This window comes from Catenuloplanes sp. NPDC051500 (assembly GCF_044454585.1).
GTDB lineage: Bacteria > Actinomycetota > Actinomycetes > Mycobacteriales > Micromonosporaceae > Catenuloplanes.
Window position 1 is genome coordinate 39574 of sequence record NZ_JBITDX010000032.1, and the last position, 18375, is coordinate 57948.

Sequence of the window (18375 nt, forward strand, 5' to 3'; positions counted from 1 at the left end):
CTCACATCGTTATGACGATCTTCCCACCCGGATGTCCCTCGGCGAGGCGGTAGACCGCGGACGCGGCGGCCGTGCAGCGGTCCGGCCGCGGATCGCCTCGAGCGCGGTCTGCCCGGAGACCGGCACCGCTGCCGCTTCCGCGAACGACAGCCGGGCCGGCTTGCGGGCCAGCCACTTCTCCGGCGCGGCCGCGTACTCGGCGAACGAGCCACGGTCGCAGGTGCCGTAGACCTCGTCGCCGACCGCGAAGGTGCCGCCGGGCGAGACCACCACGCCGGCCAGGTCGCGGCCGCGGACCGGGTGTCTGGGCCGGAGCAGGCCGAAGCCCATCAGCCGCATCGCGGGCGGCCTGGCGGTGACCAGGATCCAGACGCCGGGGTCGACCGCGGCCGCGTGGACCTTGACGAGCACCTCGCCGGGGCCGGGCGCCGGGCGTGGGAGGTCGGCGAGCGTCAGGACGGACGGGTCGCCGTACCGCCGATTGATCATGGCTTTCATGAGGACTCCAGGGGGTATTGGAAGACGGCTTCGAGGGGCACGCCGAACACGCGCGCGATCTGGAACGCCATCTCCAGCGACGGGGAGTAACGGCCCTGCTCGATGGCGATCACGGTCTGCCGGGTGACGCCGATCCGGGCGGCCAGGTCGGCCTGGGTCATCTCGCCGGCGTCGAGGCGGAGCGCGCGGATGCTGTTCGTCACCCGCGTCGGCTTCACCACGGCATTCCCGTGCGGTAGAGGACGACCTTGGTGACGCCGCCGAGCACGGCGGAGAGCACGAAGCACAGGTAGATGACGTTGGCGATCCAGAACCGGTCCCAGCCGGCGACCGCCATCAGCATGCCGGCGACCGCGCCGATGACCACGAAGGACATCCCGGCCTGCTCGCCGGCCCGGCCGATCTCGCGGTCCCGCACGTCGATCCCGCGGTCGCGGCCGCCGAGCGCGATCTCGGCGAGGATCGAGGCCGCGATGGCGCCGCCGACTGACCAGAGCAGCGCGGCCCCGTAGGGCGTTTCGGTGAGCGGGCCGCCGTCCGCCCGCACCGTGACGACCGCGGCATAGCCCCCGTAGGCGATCACCGCGACCACGAGCCTGATCCAGGCCCGCCTCTGTTCAAGCGTCATGAGAGCGTCTCCCGTGGGTGATGTCAAGAATCTTTGACATCACCCACGGTACGCCACCATGTCAAAAAAGCTTTACATCAGGGGTACGTCCAGGTACGAACCCGCAGCCAGCGCCACCGACGTGCCGTTCACGTTCGCGTCCAGGTAGAGCGGGTCCTCGCTGTCCACCACAAGCGTCAGCGAGTGCCCGGCCGGCACGTCGTAGGAGGTGGCGAAGAGGTCGACGTCCACCGCACCGACCGCGGAATCCCAGGTCACCGGCGCGTGCGAGATCAGCTTCGCGGTACCCAGCAGGTCGAGGTCGTAGAGGTAGGCGACGAGCGTGCCGGCCGGCGGCGTGCCGTCCAACTCCAGGTGCAGGCGCGGCACACCGCGGACCCGCACCGGCGCGGACGGGCGGGACGAGGCCCACACGCCGGCCCGCACCCGGCTGACCGAGGGCAGCCAGACCGACTGCTGCACGCCGGTGATCGCGGACAGGCCGTTGCTGATCAGCGCGATCCCGCCGTTCGCGGTGGTGTCCAGGCCGAGCGGCACCGCCTTGCTCCACGCGGCCGTGGACGGATCGCCGAGCAGCCCGGTGCCGTCCAGCGGCCGGATCCCGCCGAGCGGATATCTGCCGACACGCCCGGTCAGATCCGCCCAGTCGGCGTACCCCTCGGCCGGGCCGTTCCACGGGCGCGCCTGCACCGGCGGCTCGGCGTCGATCCCGTTCGCCACGCCGCGCAGATGGTGGTCGAACCACCGGCCCACGCTCGTCCACACCGCGTTCGGCAGGCCGAGCAGGCCGCCCGCCTCCGCCACCGCGTGGTCACCCGGCGCCAGCTCAAGCCGCTTCGGCCCGGTCAGTCCGGTGTAGAACGAGGACAGCTGGTTCGGCGGGAAGAACGAGTCGCCCCACGCGTTCGCGATCAGGATGGCGGGCCGGCGCGCGTTGATCAGGTCCAGGTAGGACGCGGCGGACCGCACCCGGCCCCACTCCTTGACCGCGGGCACATTCCGGTTCGCGTAGAAGTCCGCGAGCACGCCGGACAGCTCCGGGCCCGGACTCCCCAGCAGCTCCGCCGCGAGCTGCAGGAACAGCGGCGACTGCAGGTGCCGGGTGTCGTTGCCGTAGAGCGAGTAGACCAGATCGGTCCAGCCGCTCAGCGCCACCACAGCCCTGATCCGCGGATCGAACGCGGAGCCGAGCAGCCCGATCCCGGCGCCGTAGGAGACACCGCCGACACCCACCTTCCCGGCGTCCACAGGCGTGTTGGCAAGCGCCCAGTCGATCACGTTGGTCAGATCCGCCACGTCGCGCGGCCCGGCCGTGTCGATGTCGCCGCCGGAAAACCAGAAGCCGCGCGGCGTGTAGGACACGACCACGTACCCGCTGGTCGCCAGACGCGTCGCCTGCGCCAGATACTCGACGTCGTTCAACCCCCAACTGGCAATGAACACGATCAGGGGGTACGTCCCGGAGGCGCGCGGCGCGATCACGTTCGCCGTGAGCAGCACACCGTCATCACCGGCGATCCGCACGGCCTGCGGCGCGGAGACCGGGGCGGCGGCAGAGGCGGGCGAGGGCGGGGAGACAACCAGCGCGGCCGCGACGAGCAGCGCGGAGACGAGGGCGGGCAGGCGCATGCGGCACTCCTGACACGCGGGCGTTACCGGCCGGTAACGGCGTTGACGGGAGCGTAGGTTACCGCCCGGTCACACCACAAGACCTCGACGAGCATCAATGAGAGCGGAAAGGGGTCTGCGGGAACGGCGCGCGCGGCGATCGTGACGGATCTGGCTCATCTGGACCGTGTCAAGAGCGGGGCGGAGATGGATTGCCGGTCATCGTGCAGCGGGGTCGGCGGCGGGGGTGACGGTGGCGGGGAGGCCCTCGACCGTTTCCTGCAGGGCATGCAGCAGTGCGGTGGCTGCGGGCCGGACCCGGCGGGACGGTGTCGCCACGCCCACGAAACGGACCGGGCGGGGCACGGTAAGCGGTACCACGGCCAGGCCGCCGCGCTCGACGGTCAGCGCTACCTGCGGGATCAGGCTGATGCCGACGCCGGCCCGGACCAGCGCCTGGGCGAACACGTAGTCGCTGCCCCGGCACGCGATGATCGGGTCGAAACCGGCAGTGACGGCGTGCGCGCCGAGGATCTCGTCCATGCCGAGGCAGCCGAGGATCCAGCGTTCGCCTGCCAGTTCGCCGAGCCCGACCGCGTCGCGGTCGCCGAGCGGGTGGCCGGACGGCAGCACGGCCCACAGCGGGTCGTCAAGCAGCGGCGTCCAGGTCAGGCCCGGGTGGTCCGGCGGCGGGCCGTCGAAGTGGTAGGCGAGGGCCAGATCGGCCGTGCCCGCGACGACCTGCGGCAGGCTCTGCTCGGTGTCGCTCTCCAGCACTGTAAGCACCACGTCCGGGTGTTCCCGGCTGAAGCGGATCAGCGCGGGTGGGAGCAGGCGCTGACCGCCGCTGGCGAACGTGGCAACTGTCAGCTCCCGGTCCGCGGCGCCGGAGAGCCGGGCGAGGTCGTGCTCGGCCCGGTCCAGCTCGGCTGTGACCGCGTCCGCCGTGTCCGCAAGGATCTGGCCGGCCTCGGTGAGCACGACGCCGCGGGTGCTGCGCTCGACCACTGCCGCGCCGACCGAGCGTTCCAGCGCGGCGATCTGCTGGGACACGGCGGACGCGGTCATCCGCAGCGCGACCGCGGCCCGGTTGAAGCTGCCGTGTCGTACGACCTCGCGCAGCACCCGGAGCCGGTGCACGTCGATCATTAGCTCTCCTTACAACGAATTAGGAGATCACCACTACCCCTTACAACGGTACGACGGAAGGCTTGCGGTGTGAACAGACGAGCCTGGTTTCTCTTCCTCACCGTGTCCGTGCTCTGGGGCATGCCGTACCTGCTGATCAAGGTTGCGATCGAGGACCTGTCGCCGATGGCGGTGGTCTTCGGCCGGCTGGCCATCGCGGCGCTGGTGCTGCTGCCGATCGCGGCCGCCCGTGGCCTGCTCACCGCGCTGCGCGGGCGGCTGCCGGTGGTCGCCGCACTGTCGCTCGTGCACATCGTCGGGCCGTTCCTGCTGATCACTTATGGCGAGGTGCACATCAGCTCGTCGCTGACCGGCCTGCTGATCGCGATCGAGCCGGCCGTGATCGCGCTGCTGATGCTGCGGGCCGAGCCGCTCACGCCGCTGCGTACCGCCGGCCTGGGTCTGGGTTTCGTGGGTGTCGCGGTGCTTGTGGGAGCGGACCTCTCCGGTGACCGGCTGGGCCTGCTGGGCGCCGGCATGGTGCTGCTGGCCACGCTCGGCTACGGCATCGCGACGGTCATGGTGCAGCGCCGCCTCGGGGACGTGCCGCCGGTCGCGCTGACCGCGGGCACCACGGCGATCAGCTCGCTGGTGCTGCTGCCGTTCGCGGTGTTCGCGCTGCCGTCCGGCGACGTGCGGGCGGTGTCCTGGGCCGCGCTGGCCGGCCTCGGCGTGCTCTGCACCGCGGCCGCACTGCTCGCCTTCTACGGGCTGATCGCGGCGGCCGGGCCGTCCCGCGCGGCTCTGGTCACCTACGTCAACCCGGTGGTGGCGGTGCTGCTCGGCGTGGTGCTGCTGCATGAGCCGATCGGGCTCGGGACGGTGGCCGGGTTCGCGTTGATCGCGTCCGGGTGCTGGCTCTCCACCCGGCCGGCCCGTGTCCCGTCGGAGACCCCGGTCGCCGCCACCGTGTGACACCGACGGTGTCAGCCGCGCGGGCAGAGCTGCAGGCACAGCGAGAAGACGCTTCCGGACGGCACGTTGTCGCGGTGGCCGACCGAGCCGCCGTTCGCCTCGGCCAGGCTGGCCACGATGTGCAGGCCGAGCCCGTGGCCGGTGGCGGTGACGTCGGCGGCCCGGGTGAAGCGCTCGAACAGGTGGGCGCGCAACGCCTCAGGTACGCCCGGGCCGCCGTCGTGCACGCCAATCTCCACGGTGCCGGCCCCCGCCGCGACGGTGACGATTGTGGCGCCGCCGCCGTACTTGGCCGCGTTGCTCAGGAAGTTGACCACGATCTGCTGCAGGTGGGCCGGGTTGGCCAGCACCTCCAGGCCGGGCGGGCAGGAGATCGGCACGGTCATGTCGGCGGCCCGGACCGCGTCGGTGAGCGCGGCGCGAAGCAGCACCGGCTCGCGTGTGGTCTGCAGGCGGTCCGCGTCGAGCGCGCACATGGCGAGCACGTTGTGGCGCAGCACGTCGATCCGGCGTGCGCCGTTCAGGATCCGGCCCATCGCGGCCTGCTGGCGGGGGGACAACGGCGACTCGGTGAGCACCTCCCCGTACCCGATGATGGTGGCCAGGGGGGTGCCGATGTCGTGCGAGAGCATTCCCATCAGGTCCAGCTTGAGCAGGTTCGCCTGCTCAAGCTGGTGGTTGCGGTGGGTGAGCGCGGTCAGTGCGGCGTCGCGTTCGCGTTGCGCGTGCAGCTGCGCGGTGATGTCCTGGACGATCGCCTGGAGGTGCAGCGGCGTGCCGTCGTGGTCGCGGACCAGGCGCACCGCGACGCGCACGTCGACCGGGTGGCCGTAGACGTCGAGCAGGCGTTTGAGCCGCTCGTACGAGTCGAAGTCGCCCGCGAACAGGCCGGCCCGCTTGCGCGCGTCCTCCTCGTGGTCCTCCGGGTGGGTGACGTACATGATGTGCCGCCCGACCACCTCCGGCGGTGTCAACCCGAGCATCGTGGCGAACGCGCTGTTCGCGTGCATGATCGTGCCGCCGGAGTCCATGATCAGTTGGCCGATTGTGGACTGGTGGAACTGGGTGCGGAACTGCCGCTCGGCGGACTCCAAGGCGCGCTCGGCCTGGCGGCGGTCGGTGATGTCCGCGTTCGTCTCGATCACCTCGAGGCCGCCGTCCCGCCCGGCGCGCATGGTCTGCCGGCTCAGCTCGACCAGCTCGGTGCCGTCCGCGCGCCGGTGGATCAGCTCGCCCTGCCAGACGCCCTGCCCGGCCAGCGCGCGGTCGACCACGTCCTCGCCGGCCGGGAACTCGGTGGACAGCAGCCGGTGGATGTTGCGGCCGAGCACCGCGGTGGCGGGCCAGCCGTACATCTCCTCCGCGCCACGGTTCCACGAGCGGATCGTGCCGTCCGGATCGCGCACGATGATCGCGGCGGGCGCGGCGTCGATCAGCTCGGCCTGCCGGCGCAGCAGATCCTCGGCCGCGCGCCGCTCGCTGATGTCGCGCAGGAAGCCGTGGAACCGCAGCCCGGCGCCGCCGCCGTCGGTCACCTGCAACGTCAGCTCGATCGGGAAGCGCCGCCCGGAGCGGTGCAGCGCGGGCAGCTCCAGCCGGTTGCCGGCCTGGATGGAGAGCCCGGTCTCACGCACCCGGGCCAGGCCGCTGTCGTGCGCGGCACGATGCTCCGGCGGGACGATCAGGTCGGTGAGCACCCGGCCGGCCGCCTCGGTGCGCGTCCAGCCGAACATCGCCTCCGCGGCCTGGTTCCACTCGACCACACAGCCGTCCGGGTCGATGGAGACGAACGCGTCGTGCGCCACGTCAAGCACTGATTTGAACGCGGCGGCGGACCGCTCCGCATCGTGCGCGGCCTGCTCCAGCGCGATCTCCGACTCGACCGCGGCGGTCAGATCCTCAAGCACGGCCAGTTCGTCGCCGGTCCACGCGCGCGGCTCCGTATCGATCGCGCAGAACGCGCCGAGCGTCTCGCCGGCGACCCGGATCGGCATGCCCGCGTACGCGACCACGTGCGGCACGGCCGGGTTGTCGCTCAGCCGGGGGTCCAGGCGCGCGTCAGTCACCACAAGCGGCCCGTCGTCCGCCACCACGAACCGGCAGAACGAATGGGACAGCGGCGACTCGCTCGCGGCCGTCCCGGCCCGGCCCGGGAACACCTGGTGGTCCGCGGTGACAAGCGCGACCACCACTGTCGGCACGTCCAGCAGACGGGCCGCGAGCCCGGTCAGCCGGTTCAGGCCGGCCACGTCGCGGCGGTCCAGCAGGCCGGTCGCGGTCACCGCGGCCAGCCGCTCCGGGCGGTCGATCCGATCCGTCACCCGCACGACGTCCCCCGGGGCAGTGTCACCCGTACCGTGGTGCCCTCGTCCAGCTCGCTCTCGATCGAGATCGTGCCGTGGTGGGCGTCGACGATCGCCTTGACGATCGTCAGCCCGACGCCGGAGCCCTGGGCGGCGAGCACGTCCGAGGTGCTGCTGCGGTGGAACCTGTCGAACAGGAACGGCAGGTCCGCCCGCGGGATGCCGACGCCGGTGTCCATGATGGTCAGCGTGGGCTCGTCCTCCCCGCTTGTCGCGACCGCGATCCGCCCGCCCTCCGGGGTGAACTTGACCGCGTTGAACATCAGGTGGCTGAACGCCTGGGACAGCCGCTGCGGATCGCCCGCGATCGGGATCGGCGCGCCGGTGTGCTCGACCACTGTGATGCCCTTGTGCTCGGCCAGCGGCCGCGACGTGACCGCGGCCTGGTAGGCGAGTTCGGACAGGTCAGCGGTCGTGCTCTCCAGTTTGAGCCCGTCCTCGTGCAGTCGCGCGACGAGCAGCAGGTCGTCGATCAGCCGCAGCAGCCGGTCCGCGTTGCGGCTCATCACCGCCAGGAAACGGCGGGCCGTGTCCGGATCCGCGTCGTCGTCGAGCAGCACCTCGAGATAACCCCGGATCAACGACAGTGGGGTACGCAGCTCGTGGCTCACACTGGCCAGGAACGAGTCCTTCAGCCGGTCCAGCTCGCGCAACCGGTCCGCGGCGTCGACCACCCGGGCCGCGTACCGGCGCAGCTCCAGATGGGCGGACGCGTGCCGGGCCAGCGACCGCAGCGCCCGGCGCTGATCGCCGGTCAGCTCGCGCGGCCGGTGGTCCATCACGCACACAGTGCCGATCGCGTGCCCGTCCTGCATCAGCAGCGGCGCGCCCGCGTAGAACCGGACCCCCTGCTCGGTCACTATCGGGCTGTCCGCGAACCGGGCGTCCCCGGCGACGTCGTCGATCTCAAGCAGCGTCCGGCCGGCCACCGCGTGCGCACACATCGACGCGTCCCGGACGGTCTCGGTCCTGTCGATGCCGACCCTGGCCTTGAACCACTGGCGCTCCGCGTCGACCAGGCTGACAAGCGCCATCGGCGTGCCGCAGATCTCCGAGGCGAGCACCGCGATGTCGTCGAACTCGGGCTCCGGCGGCGTGTCGAGGATCGCGGTCTCGCGCAGCGCGGCCAGCCGCTGTGGTTCGTCGACCGGCACCGGAGCCTTCACCGCTCCATGATCCCAGCCGGGTACGGCACGTGTGCGCGCTTCTGTGAGATGGCTCGGCATGACATCCTCGTCCGCATGGCCGACCCCCACGCCCACTGCTCCTACTGCGGCGCCGCGTTCGCTCCGGACCAGCCCTGGCCGCGTGCCTGCGCCGCCTGCGGGGAGATCAGCTACCGCAATCCGGCGCCGGTCGGGCTCGCGTTGCAGCCGGTCGGCGACGGGCTGCTGGTGATCCGGCGCGGCATCCCACCGGCGTACGGCAGGCCCGCGCTTCCCGGCGGCTACGTCGACGTGGGCGAGAGCTGGCAGCACGCGGTGGTCCGGGAGCTGTCCGAGGAGACCGGCGTGCGCGCGGACGAGCGCGGCGTGACGCTCTTCGACGTGCAGAGCACGCCGGACGGCACCGTGCTGATCGCCGGGCTGCTGCCGCCGATCGCGCCCGCGGACCTGCCCGCCGCGTTCCCGAACCCGGAAACGCTCGGCCACTACGTGCTGGACGGGCCGGCCGAGATGGGGTTCCCGCTCCACACCGCACTGGTCGGGCGGTACTTCGGCGGTGTCTGACGCGCCGTCCAGTTGATCATTCGGTAGGCTGCCCACCGATGCGGACGAAGCAACGCTTGACCGAGGACATCCACCGGGACCGGCGAGCGGTGCTGGTCGTCAACACACACTCCCGGCGCGGCCGGCTGCTCTACGAGGGCGCCAAGACGCGGCTGGAACGGGCCGGTTTCCACCTACTCGCCTCCTACCCGGTGGAGAAGCCCCGCCGCCTGGAGGAGACCCTGATCAAGGCACGGGAGTCGGGCGCGGACCTGGTGGTGGCCGGCGGCGGCGACGGCACGATAAGCACGGCCGCGCGGCTGATGGCCCACCGGGAGAACGCGCTCGGCCTGCTCCCGCTGGGGACCACAAACAACTTCGCCCGCACGGTACGGGTGCCGCTCGACCTGGACGAGGCGATCGACACGCTGGTCTCCGGCAAGGTCATCGACGTGGACCTGGGCCGGGCCGGCGACATGCTGTTCACCAACCACGTGGGCGTCGGGCTGTCGGCCGCGGTGATGGACGCGGCGCCGCCGCCGCTGAAGCGTCTCGCCGGGCGCTGGGCGTACCCGCTGACGGGTCTGCTGTTGTTGCTCCGGCACCGGCCGATGCGCGTGGTGGTGCGCGCGGAGGGCGACGAGCACGAGTTCCGCACGCACCAGCTCTACGTGGCGAACGGCGGCTTCCACGCCGGACGGCCGATCACCGCGGACGCGGACGCGGACGACCGGCTGCTTGTGGCGTACCCGGTGGGTGGCAAGGGACGGTTCGGGCTGCTGCGGGAGACCGCGCGGAACGCCGCGACCGGCCACCGGCGCACGCTCGTCGACGAGCCGTTCCTGGCCGTGGGCGAGCTGTGGCTGGAGGCGGACCGTTCCGCGCCGGTCGAGGTGGACGGCGAGCCGTGCGGGCGGACCCCGATGCGGATCGGCCTGGAGGCCAACGCGCTCCGGGTGATGGCGCCCGCCGGCACGATCGACCGCTAGGGCCTTTCCTGCGGCTTCAGGATCAACTTACCGACGCTGGTACGGGCCAGCAGCGCGCGATGGGCGTCGGCGGCCTGCTCCAAGGGGTAGGCGCCGCCGGCCACCGACGTGAGTGAGCCGTCGGAGATCGCGCCGAACAGCTCGCCGACCGCCTTCGTGTAGAGGTCGGGGCGGCGGGCGACGACATGCGTCAGCCAGAAGCCGATCACCGAGCGGCCGCGGCCCATCAGCGCGGCCGGGACCACAGGCGTGGGCGGTGTCCGGGACGCCATGCCGAAGTGCACAAGCCGGCCGAGCGGGGCGAGCGCCGAGAGGCTCTTGTCGAAGACCGCACCCCCGGTCATCTCCAGCACCACGTCGACGCGGTGGCCGCCGTTCGCCTCAAGCAGCGCGGTCTTCAGGTCCTCGGCGGTGGAGTCGACTGCCACGTCCGCCCCCAGCTCCCGGGTGAGCGCGCGCTTCTCCGGTGTGGACGCGGTGGCGATGATCCGGCCCGCGCCGGCCCGTTTCGCCAGCTGGATGGCTTGGGTGCCGGTGCCGCCCGCGCCCGCGTGCACCACCACCGACTCGCCCGGTTCCAGGCGGGCGGCCTGGTGCAGCAGGAGGTAGGCGGTGGCGCCCTGGACCAGCGCGCCGAGTGCGGCGCCGTCGTCGACCCGGTCCGGCACCGCGATCAGCCGGCTCGGCCGGACCGCGATCCGCTCCGCGTAGCCACCGCCGCCGACAAGCGCGGCATAGCGGCGGCCGTCCGTGCCACGGACGATCACCTCGGCACCCGGAATGAGCGGGAGCTGCTGCTTCGACAGGTAGGAGTTCTCGGTCTGGTGGGTGTCCGCGTAGTTGATGCCGGCCGCGAGCACGTCCAGGACCACCTCGCCGTCGCCGGGGACCGGATCGGGCAGTTCGGAGACGGTGAGCAGCTCGGGGCCGCCGAACTCGGTGAGCTGGATGGCGCGCACGCATACCTCCCGGGGTTATCGGCTGTCAGCCGGATTATCCGCTATCACACGGACGGTAGGCGGAAACCAATATATCCACAATCATCGCTGCCTTCGCTAGCGTCGAGTCACCCGCTTCTTACTCGATTGCGAGGTTTTGCGATGGTCCTACGAAGACTGTCCACCCTGGTAGCGGCGTTGACGCTGCTCTTCGGCGGCATGCTTGTCGCCGCGCAGCCCGCGTCCGCCGCCGCGCGGATCCTGTACTACGACGCCAGCACGGCCCAGGAGTTCGTCTCCGCGGTCAACCAGGGCGCGGCGATCTGGAACGCGCGCGTCACAAACGTGAAGCTCCAGCCGGTGCCGGCCGGGCGCACGCCGAACATCCGGGTCTACGCGGACAACGGATGACCGCGCACCTACACCTCGTCGCTCGGCAACGGCTACTGGTACATGGGCCGGGAGGCGGTCAACGACGGGTACTACGTGCCGCGGATCGCGGCGCACGAGTTCGGCCACATCCTGGGCCTGCCGGACCGGCGGACCGGGCTGTGCGCCGATCTGATGTCCGGCTCGAGCGCGCCGGTCTCCTGCACCAACCCGAACCCGAACGCCACCGAGGCCTCCACGGTGAACTCCGCGTTCGCCGGGTCGCTTGCGACGGCGCCGGGCGCCTACTACATCTGGCGCTGACCGCGGTGACCGGCGCGCCACGGTGGTGGCGCGCCGGCCCGGCGTCAGTCTGACGACGAGGAGCCGGAGGAGCCGGAATCCGACCCCGAGGACGACGAGGAATCCGGCCCGGAGGACGAGGACGGCGGATCGTAGGACGGGGACGGCCCCGGATCCGGCGACGACTGGTGGCCCGGGTGCGACTGGTGGCCCATGTGCGACTGCGGCGGGTGGCCCGGCGGGTCGTAGGACGGCTGGCCCGGGTACTGCTGCGGCTGGCCCGGATGCCCGTGCTGACCCGGATGCTGCTGACCCGGGTAGCCCTCTTGACCCGGCTGGCCCGGATAGCCCGGCTGCCCTGGGTAGCCCTCCTGCCCCGGATAACCAGGTGGTGCTGGATAGCCCGGATAGCCCGGCTGACCCGGATACTGCTGCTGGTCGTACGGCTGCCCCGGGTAGGGCTGCGGCGGATATCCCGCCCCGTACGGCGACTGCGGCGGGTAGGGCCCCGCTTTCGGCGGCCTTCCACTGTTCCGCGTCGCGAGCTTGTAGATGCCGAACGCGATCAACGCCACCACGCCGAGACACAACAGCAGGCAGAGCACCCGGCCCGTGATCATCCCCAGCGTCCTCGCCGGATCGTTCTCCACGGCGCCTCCTTCCTGAGCTTCCGCCGACAAGTACACAGGGGTGACACCTCAGGCGCCACCCCTGCCGCATTATCGGTCACGATCTATCGCGGAGCGCCTCCGACGTGGGCCGACGTGCGGGACGGCCCGCCGTCGTCCGACTTCGCCGCCTCGTCCCGCCGGTTGGCCGCGAGCGACGTCAGCGTGACAGTCACAAGCGTCAGGATGATCACGGCGAGGGACAGCGGCGTCGGCACGTCCGGCACCCAGGTCCACACCGTGTGCGCCCAGTGCAGCACCAGCTTCACGCCGATGAACGCCAGGATGATCGCCAGTCCGTGGTTCAGGTGACGCAGCTTGCTCAGCGCGTTCTGCAGCACGAAGTAGAGCGCGCGCAGGCCGAGCAGCGCGAACGCGTTCGTCGCGAACACGATGTACGGGTCCTCGGTCACGCCGTAGACGGCAGGCACCGAGTCGACCGCGAACACGATGTCCGTCATGAAGACCGCGACCACGACCAGTGCCATCGGCGTCAGCGTCCGCTTGCCGTGCTCGACGATCGTCAGCTTCGACCCGTGGAACGTGGTGGTGACCGGCATCAGGCGGCGCAGGAACTTCACGCTGCGCATGCTGTCGATGTCGACCTCGTGGTCCTGGCCCTTGACCGCGTCCCGCATCACCTTGATCGCGGTGAGCAGCAGGATGCCGCCGAAGAGCAGGAACGCCCAGGTGCCGGTGCTGAGCACGGCCGCGCCCATGGCGATGAAGATCGCCCGGAGGACGAGCGCGCCGACGATACCGTAGAGCAGGACGCGCTGGGCCAGCTCCTTCGGCACGGCGAACGCGGCGAGCAGGAGCATGAAGACGAAGAGGTTGTCGACGGAGAGGGACTTCTCCACCACGTACCCGGTGAAGAACTCGATCGACGGGGTGGCGCCGTATATCGGCCAGATGATCAGGCCGAACGCGAGCGGGAGCGCCAGGTAGAAGACGGTCCACCCGACCGCCTCCTTCATGTGCACGTCATGCGGCCGGCGGGTGAGCATGAAGTCCACGGCCAGCAGGACGAGCAGGATGGCGAGTGTGATCGCCCACAGCACAGGCGACCCGATGGTTTGTAGTGGGGCGGACAGGACTGTCACGGGTGCCTCCTCAGGCGCACGCGAAATCGCCTGAGGTCTCCCCCGCCGCACCTCACCCTGCCATCAGGGTGTGTTGTCACAGGTGGGCGACCGTCCGGGGGTCACATGGGTGTACCCGTACTGACCGGAGCGATCTTCGTGGGGTACTCCCCTCAACCGGCAACACTATGGGCCTTCCCTGGATAGTTCCTGATAACCCCCAGTTCAGGGGCGTGTTGCGAGTATTGCAACCGACGCGTGATTCAGGCCGCGAGCATGCGCAGCAGGTCACCGGCCGGGCCGGGGCGTGCCTCGGCGTGGGCGGCACCGGCCCACAGGTTGAGCTCCTCGGCGTCGCCGCGCCGGGCCGCCTCCGCGCGGATCGGGGCGGTGAGGTGGTGGATCAGGGGGTACGCGATCGGCGCGTACGGCCCGTACACGTCGATGAAGCGGTTGCGGAGCGCGCGGGCCGGACGGCCGGTGAACGCGCGCGTGACCACGGTCTCCCGCCCCTGGGTGAGCGCCTCGCGATGCGGCGGCCGGGTGCCCGCCTCGTCCGCGAGCAGGAACGCGGTGCCGGCCTGGACCGCTACCGCACCCCGGTCAAGCAGTGCACGGACGTCCCGGGCCGTGCCGGTGCCGCCGGCCACGATGATCGGCACCTCCCGGGGCATGGTGTCGAGCAGCGCGGGCGCGGTGCTGGTGCCCTCGTACCCGGCCGGGTCGAACACGGCCGCGTGACCGCCGGCGGACCCGGCCTGCGCGACGAGCAGATCCGCACCCGCCGCGATCGCCAGGCGGGCCTCGTCCGCGCTTGTCACGGTGAGGACGATGGTGCTGCCGGCCGCCTTGAGCGCCGCCACCGCGTCCGCGGGCGGGAGGCCGAACGTGAAGCTGACGAACGGCACGCCGGCCGCGATCCGCAGCTTCTCCCGGAAGTGGTCGTCGTCGTGCTCCGGCGGCGTGGCACGGGTGCCGAACTCACCCTCCAGCCGCGCCCGGTAGGCCGCGACCGCCGCACGGTCGACAGGGGTCTCGTCCGGCACGAAGACGTTCAGCCCGAACGGCAGCCCGGCCGCGCGCGCCTCGGCCACCTCCGCCTCGACCGCTTGCGGCGACTTGTAGCCGGCGGCAAGGAATCCGAGCCCACCGGCCCGCGCCGCCGCCACCACGAGCGCGACTGTGGACGGTCCACCGGCCATCGGCGCGACCACCACGGGACGGGACAGTTCCATCACAACCGGCAACATACCCTGCATTCATGATCACGCATTTGCCGCTCGCCCGCGCCTGTGCCGCCGTCCGCGACTCCCGCGCCTTCGAGGTGATCATCATCGTGGTGATCGGCGTGAACGCCGTGGTGCTCGGGATCGAGACCTATCGGCACCTCGGTGCGTGGGCGCCGGTGCTGCACGGCCTGGAGTGGTTCTTCCGCGCGGTCTTCGTGGCGGAGATCGCCATCCGGATCCTGGCGCACGGCCGCCGCCCGCAGGACTTCTTCCGGCACGGGTGGAACGTGTTCGACTTCGTGGTGATCGCGGCCGTCTTCCTGCCCGGCCTGCACGGCGACTCCGCGCTGCTGCGGATCGTGCGGATAGCCAGGGTGCTGCGTCTGGTCCGGTTCTCCCCCGGCCTGCGCACAATCGTCACCGCGCTGCTGCGCAGCCTTCCCGGCATCGGCGGCTTCCTGGCGCTCGCGGTCGTCACCATGTACCTCTACGCGATGGCCGGCTGGCTGATCTTCGCGGACGAGTTCCCCGCGCAGTACGGCACGGTAGGCCACGCGATGGTCACGCTCTTCGTACTCCTCTCCCAGGAGAACCTGCCGGACCTGCTGGCGCAGGGCATCGACTACTCGCCCTGGACGCTGCTCTACTACGTCAGCTACGTGCTCGTCATGGTGAACCTGCTGCTCAACGTCCTGATCGCGGTCATCGTCAACTCCATGGAGGAGGCGCGCCGGCTAGAGATCACCGAAGGGCTCGCGGACGCGGACGGCGACGGCATCCCCGACGAGATCGACCGCATCGCCGTCAGCCAGCGCCTCGACGACCTGCGCACGCTCATGGCCGAGCTGGAGAAGGACCTGCGGATCGATCGGGACCGGCCCTGAGGGGCACGGTGACCACCCACGGATCCGAGGCCGCGGGAGCAAACGGGTGGCGACCACGGCGGCAGTGGGAAAATATCTGCTCTGTGGTTGATGAGGAGATCCTGTTGCCGCGAGGCAACGTGAGCGGCGACATCGTGCGGGTGGGCGACACGGTGCGGCGGCCGGCCGGCCCGCACACACCGTTCGTGCACGCGTTCCTGGAACACCTGCACCGCAACGGTTTTCGGCACGCGCCGCGCCCGCTCGGCTTCGACGAGAAGGGCCGGGAGGTGCTGACGTTCGCCGTGGGCACGGTGCCGTGGGGCGACGACCTCCCGCTTGTGGCGAGCGATGAGGCGATCCGGGCGGTCGCACGGGTGATCCGGGAGCTGCACGAGGCCGCCGCCGGTTTCGTGCCGCCGGTGGGCGCGCGGTGGTTCGCGCTGACGCCGCCGGACCCGGTCGAGATGATCACGCACAACGACCTGGCGCCGTGGAACCTGGTCATGGACGGCGGCACGCTCACGTTCATCGACTGGGACGCGTCCGGCCCCGGCTCGCGATTGTGGGACCTGGCCTACGCCGCGCACGGCTTCGTGCCGCTGGCGCCCTGGTCGGAGTGGGATCACGGCCGGCGGCTCGGCGTCTTCGCGGACGCCTACGGCCTGGACGAGACGCAGCGCACCGAGCTGGTCCCGCTGCTGTCCGCCCGGACCGGCACGATGCACGACTTCCTGCGCGACCAGGCCGCGCTCGATGTGGAGCCGTGGGTGACGCACTGGCGCACCGGCCACGGCGACGCCTGGCGCGACGACACCGACTACATCGCCCGCAACGAGACGGTCTGGCGGCGGGCGCTGGGCCTCGGCTGAGCCGGCCTCAGCCGGGAGACCCAGCGCACCGTGCCCACGGCCGCGACCACCCAGCCGCAGAGGAGCAGCGCGAGGAGTGCCACGGCGAGCGCACCCAGCGGCGCCGATCCGACCCGGCCGGCAAGTCCCGCGACGCCTGTGACAAGCGTGCCGACCGGAAACGTGAACGCCCACCATCCCGGCGTGAACGGCAGCCCGTCCCGCACCGCGCGCACCGTCAACGCGCCCACGAGCGACAGCCAGAGCAGAGCGAACCCCAGCGTGGGTACGGCGTAGAGCACCGCGACCGCGTTCGCCATGCGGGACAGCTCCGGGGGCGCTGCCGCGGCGAGCAGGTGCGCGGCGGTCATCGACTGCCCGAGCGGCCCGAGCACGATCCACAACGTCGGCACGCCGGCCGCGGCCCCCGGCCCGTGCGCGACCAGCCGCGTCCAGATCTGGCCGATCACCACGAGCGCCGCGGCCAGGCTCGCGCCGAACATCGCCGCGCACGCCGTGAGCACCTGTGTGCGCAGGTCACCGGCGGGCAGGTGGGCCGCGAGCAGCGCGCCGTTCGCGGCCGCGACCATCGGCGGGACGACAGGCATCAGCCGCCCGCCCGCCGCGTCGGCCGGCCCGCCCCAGCCCCGGGTGATCGTCCGGTACGGCACGACGACCGCCGTGATCAGCCCACCGGCCGTCCCGAGCAGCCAGCAGACCGTCGCGAGCGGCACCGCGCCCGGCACGCCGAGCAGCAGCGCGCCCCCACCGACGGTCAGGACCGCCATCGGCGGCGCGCCCCAGAAGTGCGCCAGGACCGGGTCGTCCAGGTAACCACGGCGGGACGTGACGAGATGCCTCAGGAATGCGGCGGCGAGCGCGACGAGCAGCGTGGCCGCGATCGCCCAGGCCACGGTCGCGGCCGCGTGCACGCCGGGCGCGCCGCCGAGCGGCAGTGAGAGCGCCGCGGTGGCAAGCACGCCGGTGCCCATCACTGTCGCGAACCAGTTCGGCCCGAAGCTGAGGGTCCCGGCCCCGGTCGCGAACCGGTTCGGCCCGGCGTTCATGATTCCCGGCCGGTCGCGTACCGGTGCGGCCCGGCGTTCATGATTCCCGGCCGGTCGCGTACCGGTGCAGCTCGACGTTCATGATCCTCAGCCTGGTGGTGAACCGCCCGGGCCGGTAGACGCCGATCCCGGATGGCCCCATAACCTGACGTTATGCCTTTGCCGCCGCTGGTCTCCGACCTGACCGGCTTTGACCTGCTGCTCTCCGTCGCCCGCCTCGGCAGTGTCGGCCGCGCCGCCCAGGCCCACCGCGTCTCCCAGCCCGCCGCCAGCGCCCGCCTCCGCCGCCTCGAACGCGCCCTCGGCCTGACCCTGCTCCACCGCGGCCCGCGCGGCTCCACGCTCACCGCCCACGGCGCGCTTGTCGCCGACTGGGCGCGCGCCGCCCTGGACGCCGCCGCAGCACTCGCCGAGGGCGTCGGCACGCTCCGCTCGGCCGCCGAAGGCCGGCTGCTGATCGCCGCAAGCCAGACCGTCGCCGAATACCTGCTCCCCGGCTGGCTGGTCGCGCTCCGCGGCGGCCACCCCGCCCTCACCGTGGCTCTGCAGGCCGCGAACTCGGCAGACGTGGCGACCCGGGTCCTCGCCGGCCAGGCGGATCTCGGCTTCGTCGAGGGCCCCGACCTCCCCGCCGGGCTGCACGCCGCGCAGGTCGCCACGGACCGCCTGGTCGCCGTGGTCGCCCCCGGCCACGCATGGGCCCGCCGCCGCCGTGGCGTGACCGCCGCCGAGCTGGCGTCGACGCCCCTTGTCGCGCGCGAGGCCCTCTCCGGCACCCGCCGCGCCCTGGAGGCCGCGCTTCGCGCCCATGGCCTGGACACGCTGGCGCCGCCGCTGCTGGAACTGTCGTCCACCACCGCGATCAAGCATGCGGTGGCGGCGGGGAGCGGGCCGGCGGTCCTGAGCTCCCTCGCCGTGACCACTGAGCTGGCGGCGAGGACGCTGGTCGAGGTGTCGGTGCCAGGGGTGCGGCTGGAGCGGTCCCTGCGCGCGATCTGGCCGGCCGGGCACCAGCTGACCGGGCCGACACAGGACCTGTACCTGATCGCGCGTCGCGCGTAGGGGTGCTTGGTCGTGACGGCTCGGGTCCGCGGCGGTTGGGCGGGC

19 protein-coding genes and 1 pseudogene are annotated in these 18375 nt (G+C 71.9%); 8 read left to right on the forward strand and 12 right to left on the reverse strand.

The features are described 5' to 3' along the window. Positions 1-9: 9 nt before the first annotated feature. From ACIA8K_RS37625 to ACIA8K_RS37645, 5 genes are all read right to left on the reverse strand, one after another. Positions 10-498 carry an alcohol dehydrogenase catalytic domain-containing protein gene (locus tag ACIA8K_RS37625; RefSeq protein WP_396068262.1) on the reverse strand — a complete coding sequence of 163 codons (489 nt, stop codon included), beginning with the start codon at positions 496-498 and terminating at the stop codon, positions 10-12. Then, positions 495-719, reverse strand: a complete 225-nt coding sequence (locus tag ACIA8K_RS37630; protein ID WP_396068263.1) for a helix-turn-helix transcriptional regulator — start codon at positions 717-719, stop codon at positions 495-497. Before ACIA8K_RS37630 ends, ACIA8K_RS37625 begins: the two co-directional genes overlap by 4 nt. Beyond that, positions 713-1126: a hypothetical protein gene (locus ACIA8K_RS37635; protein WP_396068264.1), complete on the reverse strand. Its 414-nt coding sequence runs from the start codon at positions 1124-1126 to the stop codon at positions 713-715. Before ACIA8K_RS37635 ends, ACIA8K_RS37630 begins: the two co-directional genes overlap by 7 nt. A gap of 72 nt (positions 1127-1198) precedes the next feature. Beyond that, the gene (locus ACIA8K_RS37640; protein WP_396068265.1) at positions 1199-2755 is read right to left on the reverse strand and encodes a CocE/NonD family hydrolase; all 1557 of its coding nucleotides are present in this window, start codon (positions 2753-2755) and stop codon (positions 1199-1201) included. Positions 2756-2953: 198 nt separating this feature from the next. Next, complete coding sequence (locus ACIA8K_RS37645) at positions 2954-3883, reverse strand: LysR family transcriptional regulator (protein WP_396068266.1); 930 nt, start codon at positions 3881-3883, stop codon at positions 2954-2956. Positions 3884-3952: 69 nt separating this feature from the next. Here ACIA8K_RS37645 and ACIA8K_RS37650 point away from each other — a divergent pair, with 69 nt between their 5' ends. Continuing rightward, entirely contained in the window at positions 3953-4837 is an 885-nt protein-coding gene (locus tag ACIA8K_RS37650; RefSeq protein WP_396068267.1) for a DMT family transporter, read from the forward strand. 11 nt (positions 4838-4848) lie between these two features. Here ACIA8K_RS37650 and ACIA8K_RS37655 read toward each other — a convergent pair whose 3' ends face one another. Next, entirely contained in the window at positions 4849-7158 is a 2310-nt protein-coding gene (locus tag ACIA8K_RS37655; RefSeq protein ID WP_396068268.1) for a PAS domain S-box protein, read from the reverse strand. After that, complete coding sequence (locus ACIA8K_RS37660) at positions 7155-8366, reverse strand: ATP-binding protein (RefSeq protein ID WP_396068269.1); 1212 nt, start codon at positions 8364-8366, stop codon at positions 7155-7157. Before ACIA8K_RS37660 ends, ACIA8K_RS37655 begins: the two co-directional genes overlap by 4 nt. A gap of 75 nt (positions 8367-8441) precedes the next feature. Between ACIA8K_RS37660 and ACIA8K_RS37665 the strand changes: the two genes are divergently transcribed. Both ACIA8K_RS37665 and ACIA8K_RS37670 read left to right on the forward strand, forming a co-directional pair. Then, positions 8442-8930: an NUDIX domain-containing protein gene (locus ACIA8K_RS37665; protein WP_396068270.1), complete on the forward strand. Its 489-nt coding sequence runs from the start codon at positions 8442-8444 to the stop codon at positions 8928-8930. A gap of 38 nt (positions 8931-8968) precedes the next feature. Next, positions 8969-9898: a diacylglycerol/lipid kinase family protein gene (locus tag ACIA8K_RS37670; RefSeq protein WP_396068271.1), complete on the forward strand. Its 930-nt coding sequence runs from the start codon at positions 8969-8971 to the stop codon at positions 9896-9898. Here the strand turns inward: ACIA8K_RS37670 and ACIA8K_RS37675 are convergent. Beyond that, complete coding sequence (locus ACIA8K_RS37675; RefSeq protein ID WP_396068272.1) at positions 9895-10857, reverse strand: zinc-binding alcohol dehydrogenase family protein; 963 nt, start codon at positions 10855-10857, stop codon at positions 9895-9897. The two genes, ACIA8K_RS37670 and ACIA8K_RS37675, sit on opposite strands and share 4 nt — an antisense overlap. Positions 10858-10998: 141 nt before the next feature. Between ACIA8K_RS37675 and ACIA8K_RS37680 the strand changes: the two genes are divergently transcribed. Further along, the gene (locus ACIA8K_RS37680; protein ID WP_396068273.1) at positions 10999-11247 is read left to right on the forward strand and encodes a hypothetical protein; all 249 of its coding nucleotides are present in this window, start codon (positions 10999-11001) and stop codon (positions 11245-11247) included. 24 nt (positions 11248-11271) lie between these two features. Next, positions 11272-11529 (forward strand): annotated as a pseudogene (locus tag ACIA8K_RS37685) (snapalysin family zinc-dependent metalloprotease); the annotation flags it as partial. Between the two features lie 44 nt (positions 11530-11573). Here the strand turns inward: ACIA8K_RS37685 and ACIA8K_RS37690 are convergent. The 3 genes from ACIA8K_RS37690 to ACIA8K_RS37700 form a co-directional block, all read right to left on the reverse strand. Then, a complete protein-coding gene (locus ACIA8K_RS37690) occupies positions 11574-12158 on the reverse strand; it encodes a hypothetical protein (RefSeq protein WP_396068274.1) in 585 nt (194 codons plus the stop codon). Positions 12159-12241: 83 nt separating this feature from the next. Next, positions 12242-13279: a TerC/Alx family metal homeostasis membrane protein gene (locus tag ACIA8K_RS37695; protein ID WP_396068275.1), complete on the reverse strand. Its 1038-nt coding sequence runs from the start codon at positions 13277-13279 to the stop codon at positions 12242-12244. 242 nt (positions 13280-13521) lie between these two features. Then, the gene (locus ACIA8K_RS37700) at positions 13522-14508 is read right to left on the reverse strand and encodes a nitronate monooxygenase (protein WP_396068276.1); all 987 of its coding nucleotides are present in this window, start codon (positions 14506-14508) and stop codon (positions 13522-13524) included. Positions 14509-14519: 11 nt separating this feature from the next. On the opposite strand from ACIA8K_RS37700, the gene ACIA8K_RS37705 reads away from it, so the two are divergent. Then, positions 14520-15371 carry an ion transporter gene (locus ACIA8K_RS37705; protein ID WP_396068277.1) on the forward strand — a complete coding sequence of 284 codons (852 nt, stop codon included), beginning with the start codon at positions 14520-14522 and terminating at the stop codon, positions 15369-15371. Positions 15372-15454: 83 nt separating this feature from the next. Continuing rightward, entirely contained in the window at positions 15455-16222 is a 768-nt protein-coding gene (locus ACIA8K_RS37710) for a phosphotransferase (RefSeq protein WP_396068278.1), read from the forward strand. Here the strand turns inward: ACIA8K_RS37710 and ACIA8K_RS37715 are convergent. Further along, the gene (locus ACIA8K_RS37715; RefSeq protein WP_396068279.1) at positions 16171-17268 is read right to left on the reverse strand and encodes a C4-dicarboxylate ABC transporter; all 1098 of its coding nucleotides are present in this window, start codon (positions 17266-17268) and stop codon (positions 16171-16173) included. The genes ACIA8K_RS37710 and ACIA8K_RS37715 overlap by 52 nt on opposite strands. Positions 17269-17421: 153 nt before the next feature. Between ACIA8K_RS37715 and ACIA8K_RS37720 the strand changes: the two genes are divergently transcribed. Further along, positions 17422-18330: a LysR family transcriptional regulator gene (locus tag ACIA8K_RS37720; RefSeq protein ID WP_396068280.1), complete on the forward strand. Its 909-nt coding sequence runs from the start codon at positions 17422-17424 to the stop codon at positions 18328-18330. The last annotated feature ends 45 nt before the right edge of the window (positions 18331-18375 follow it).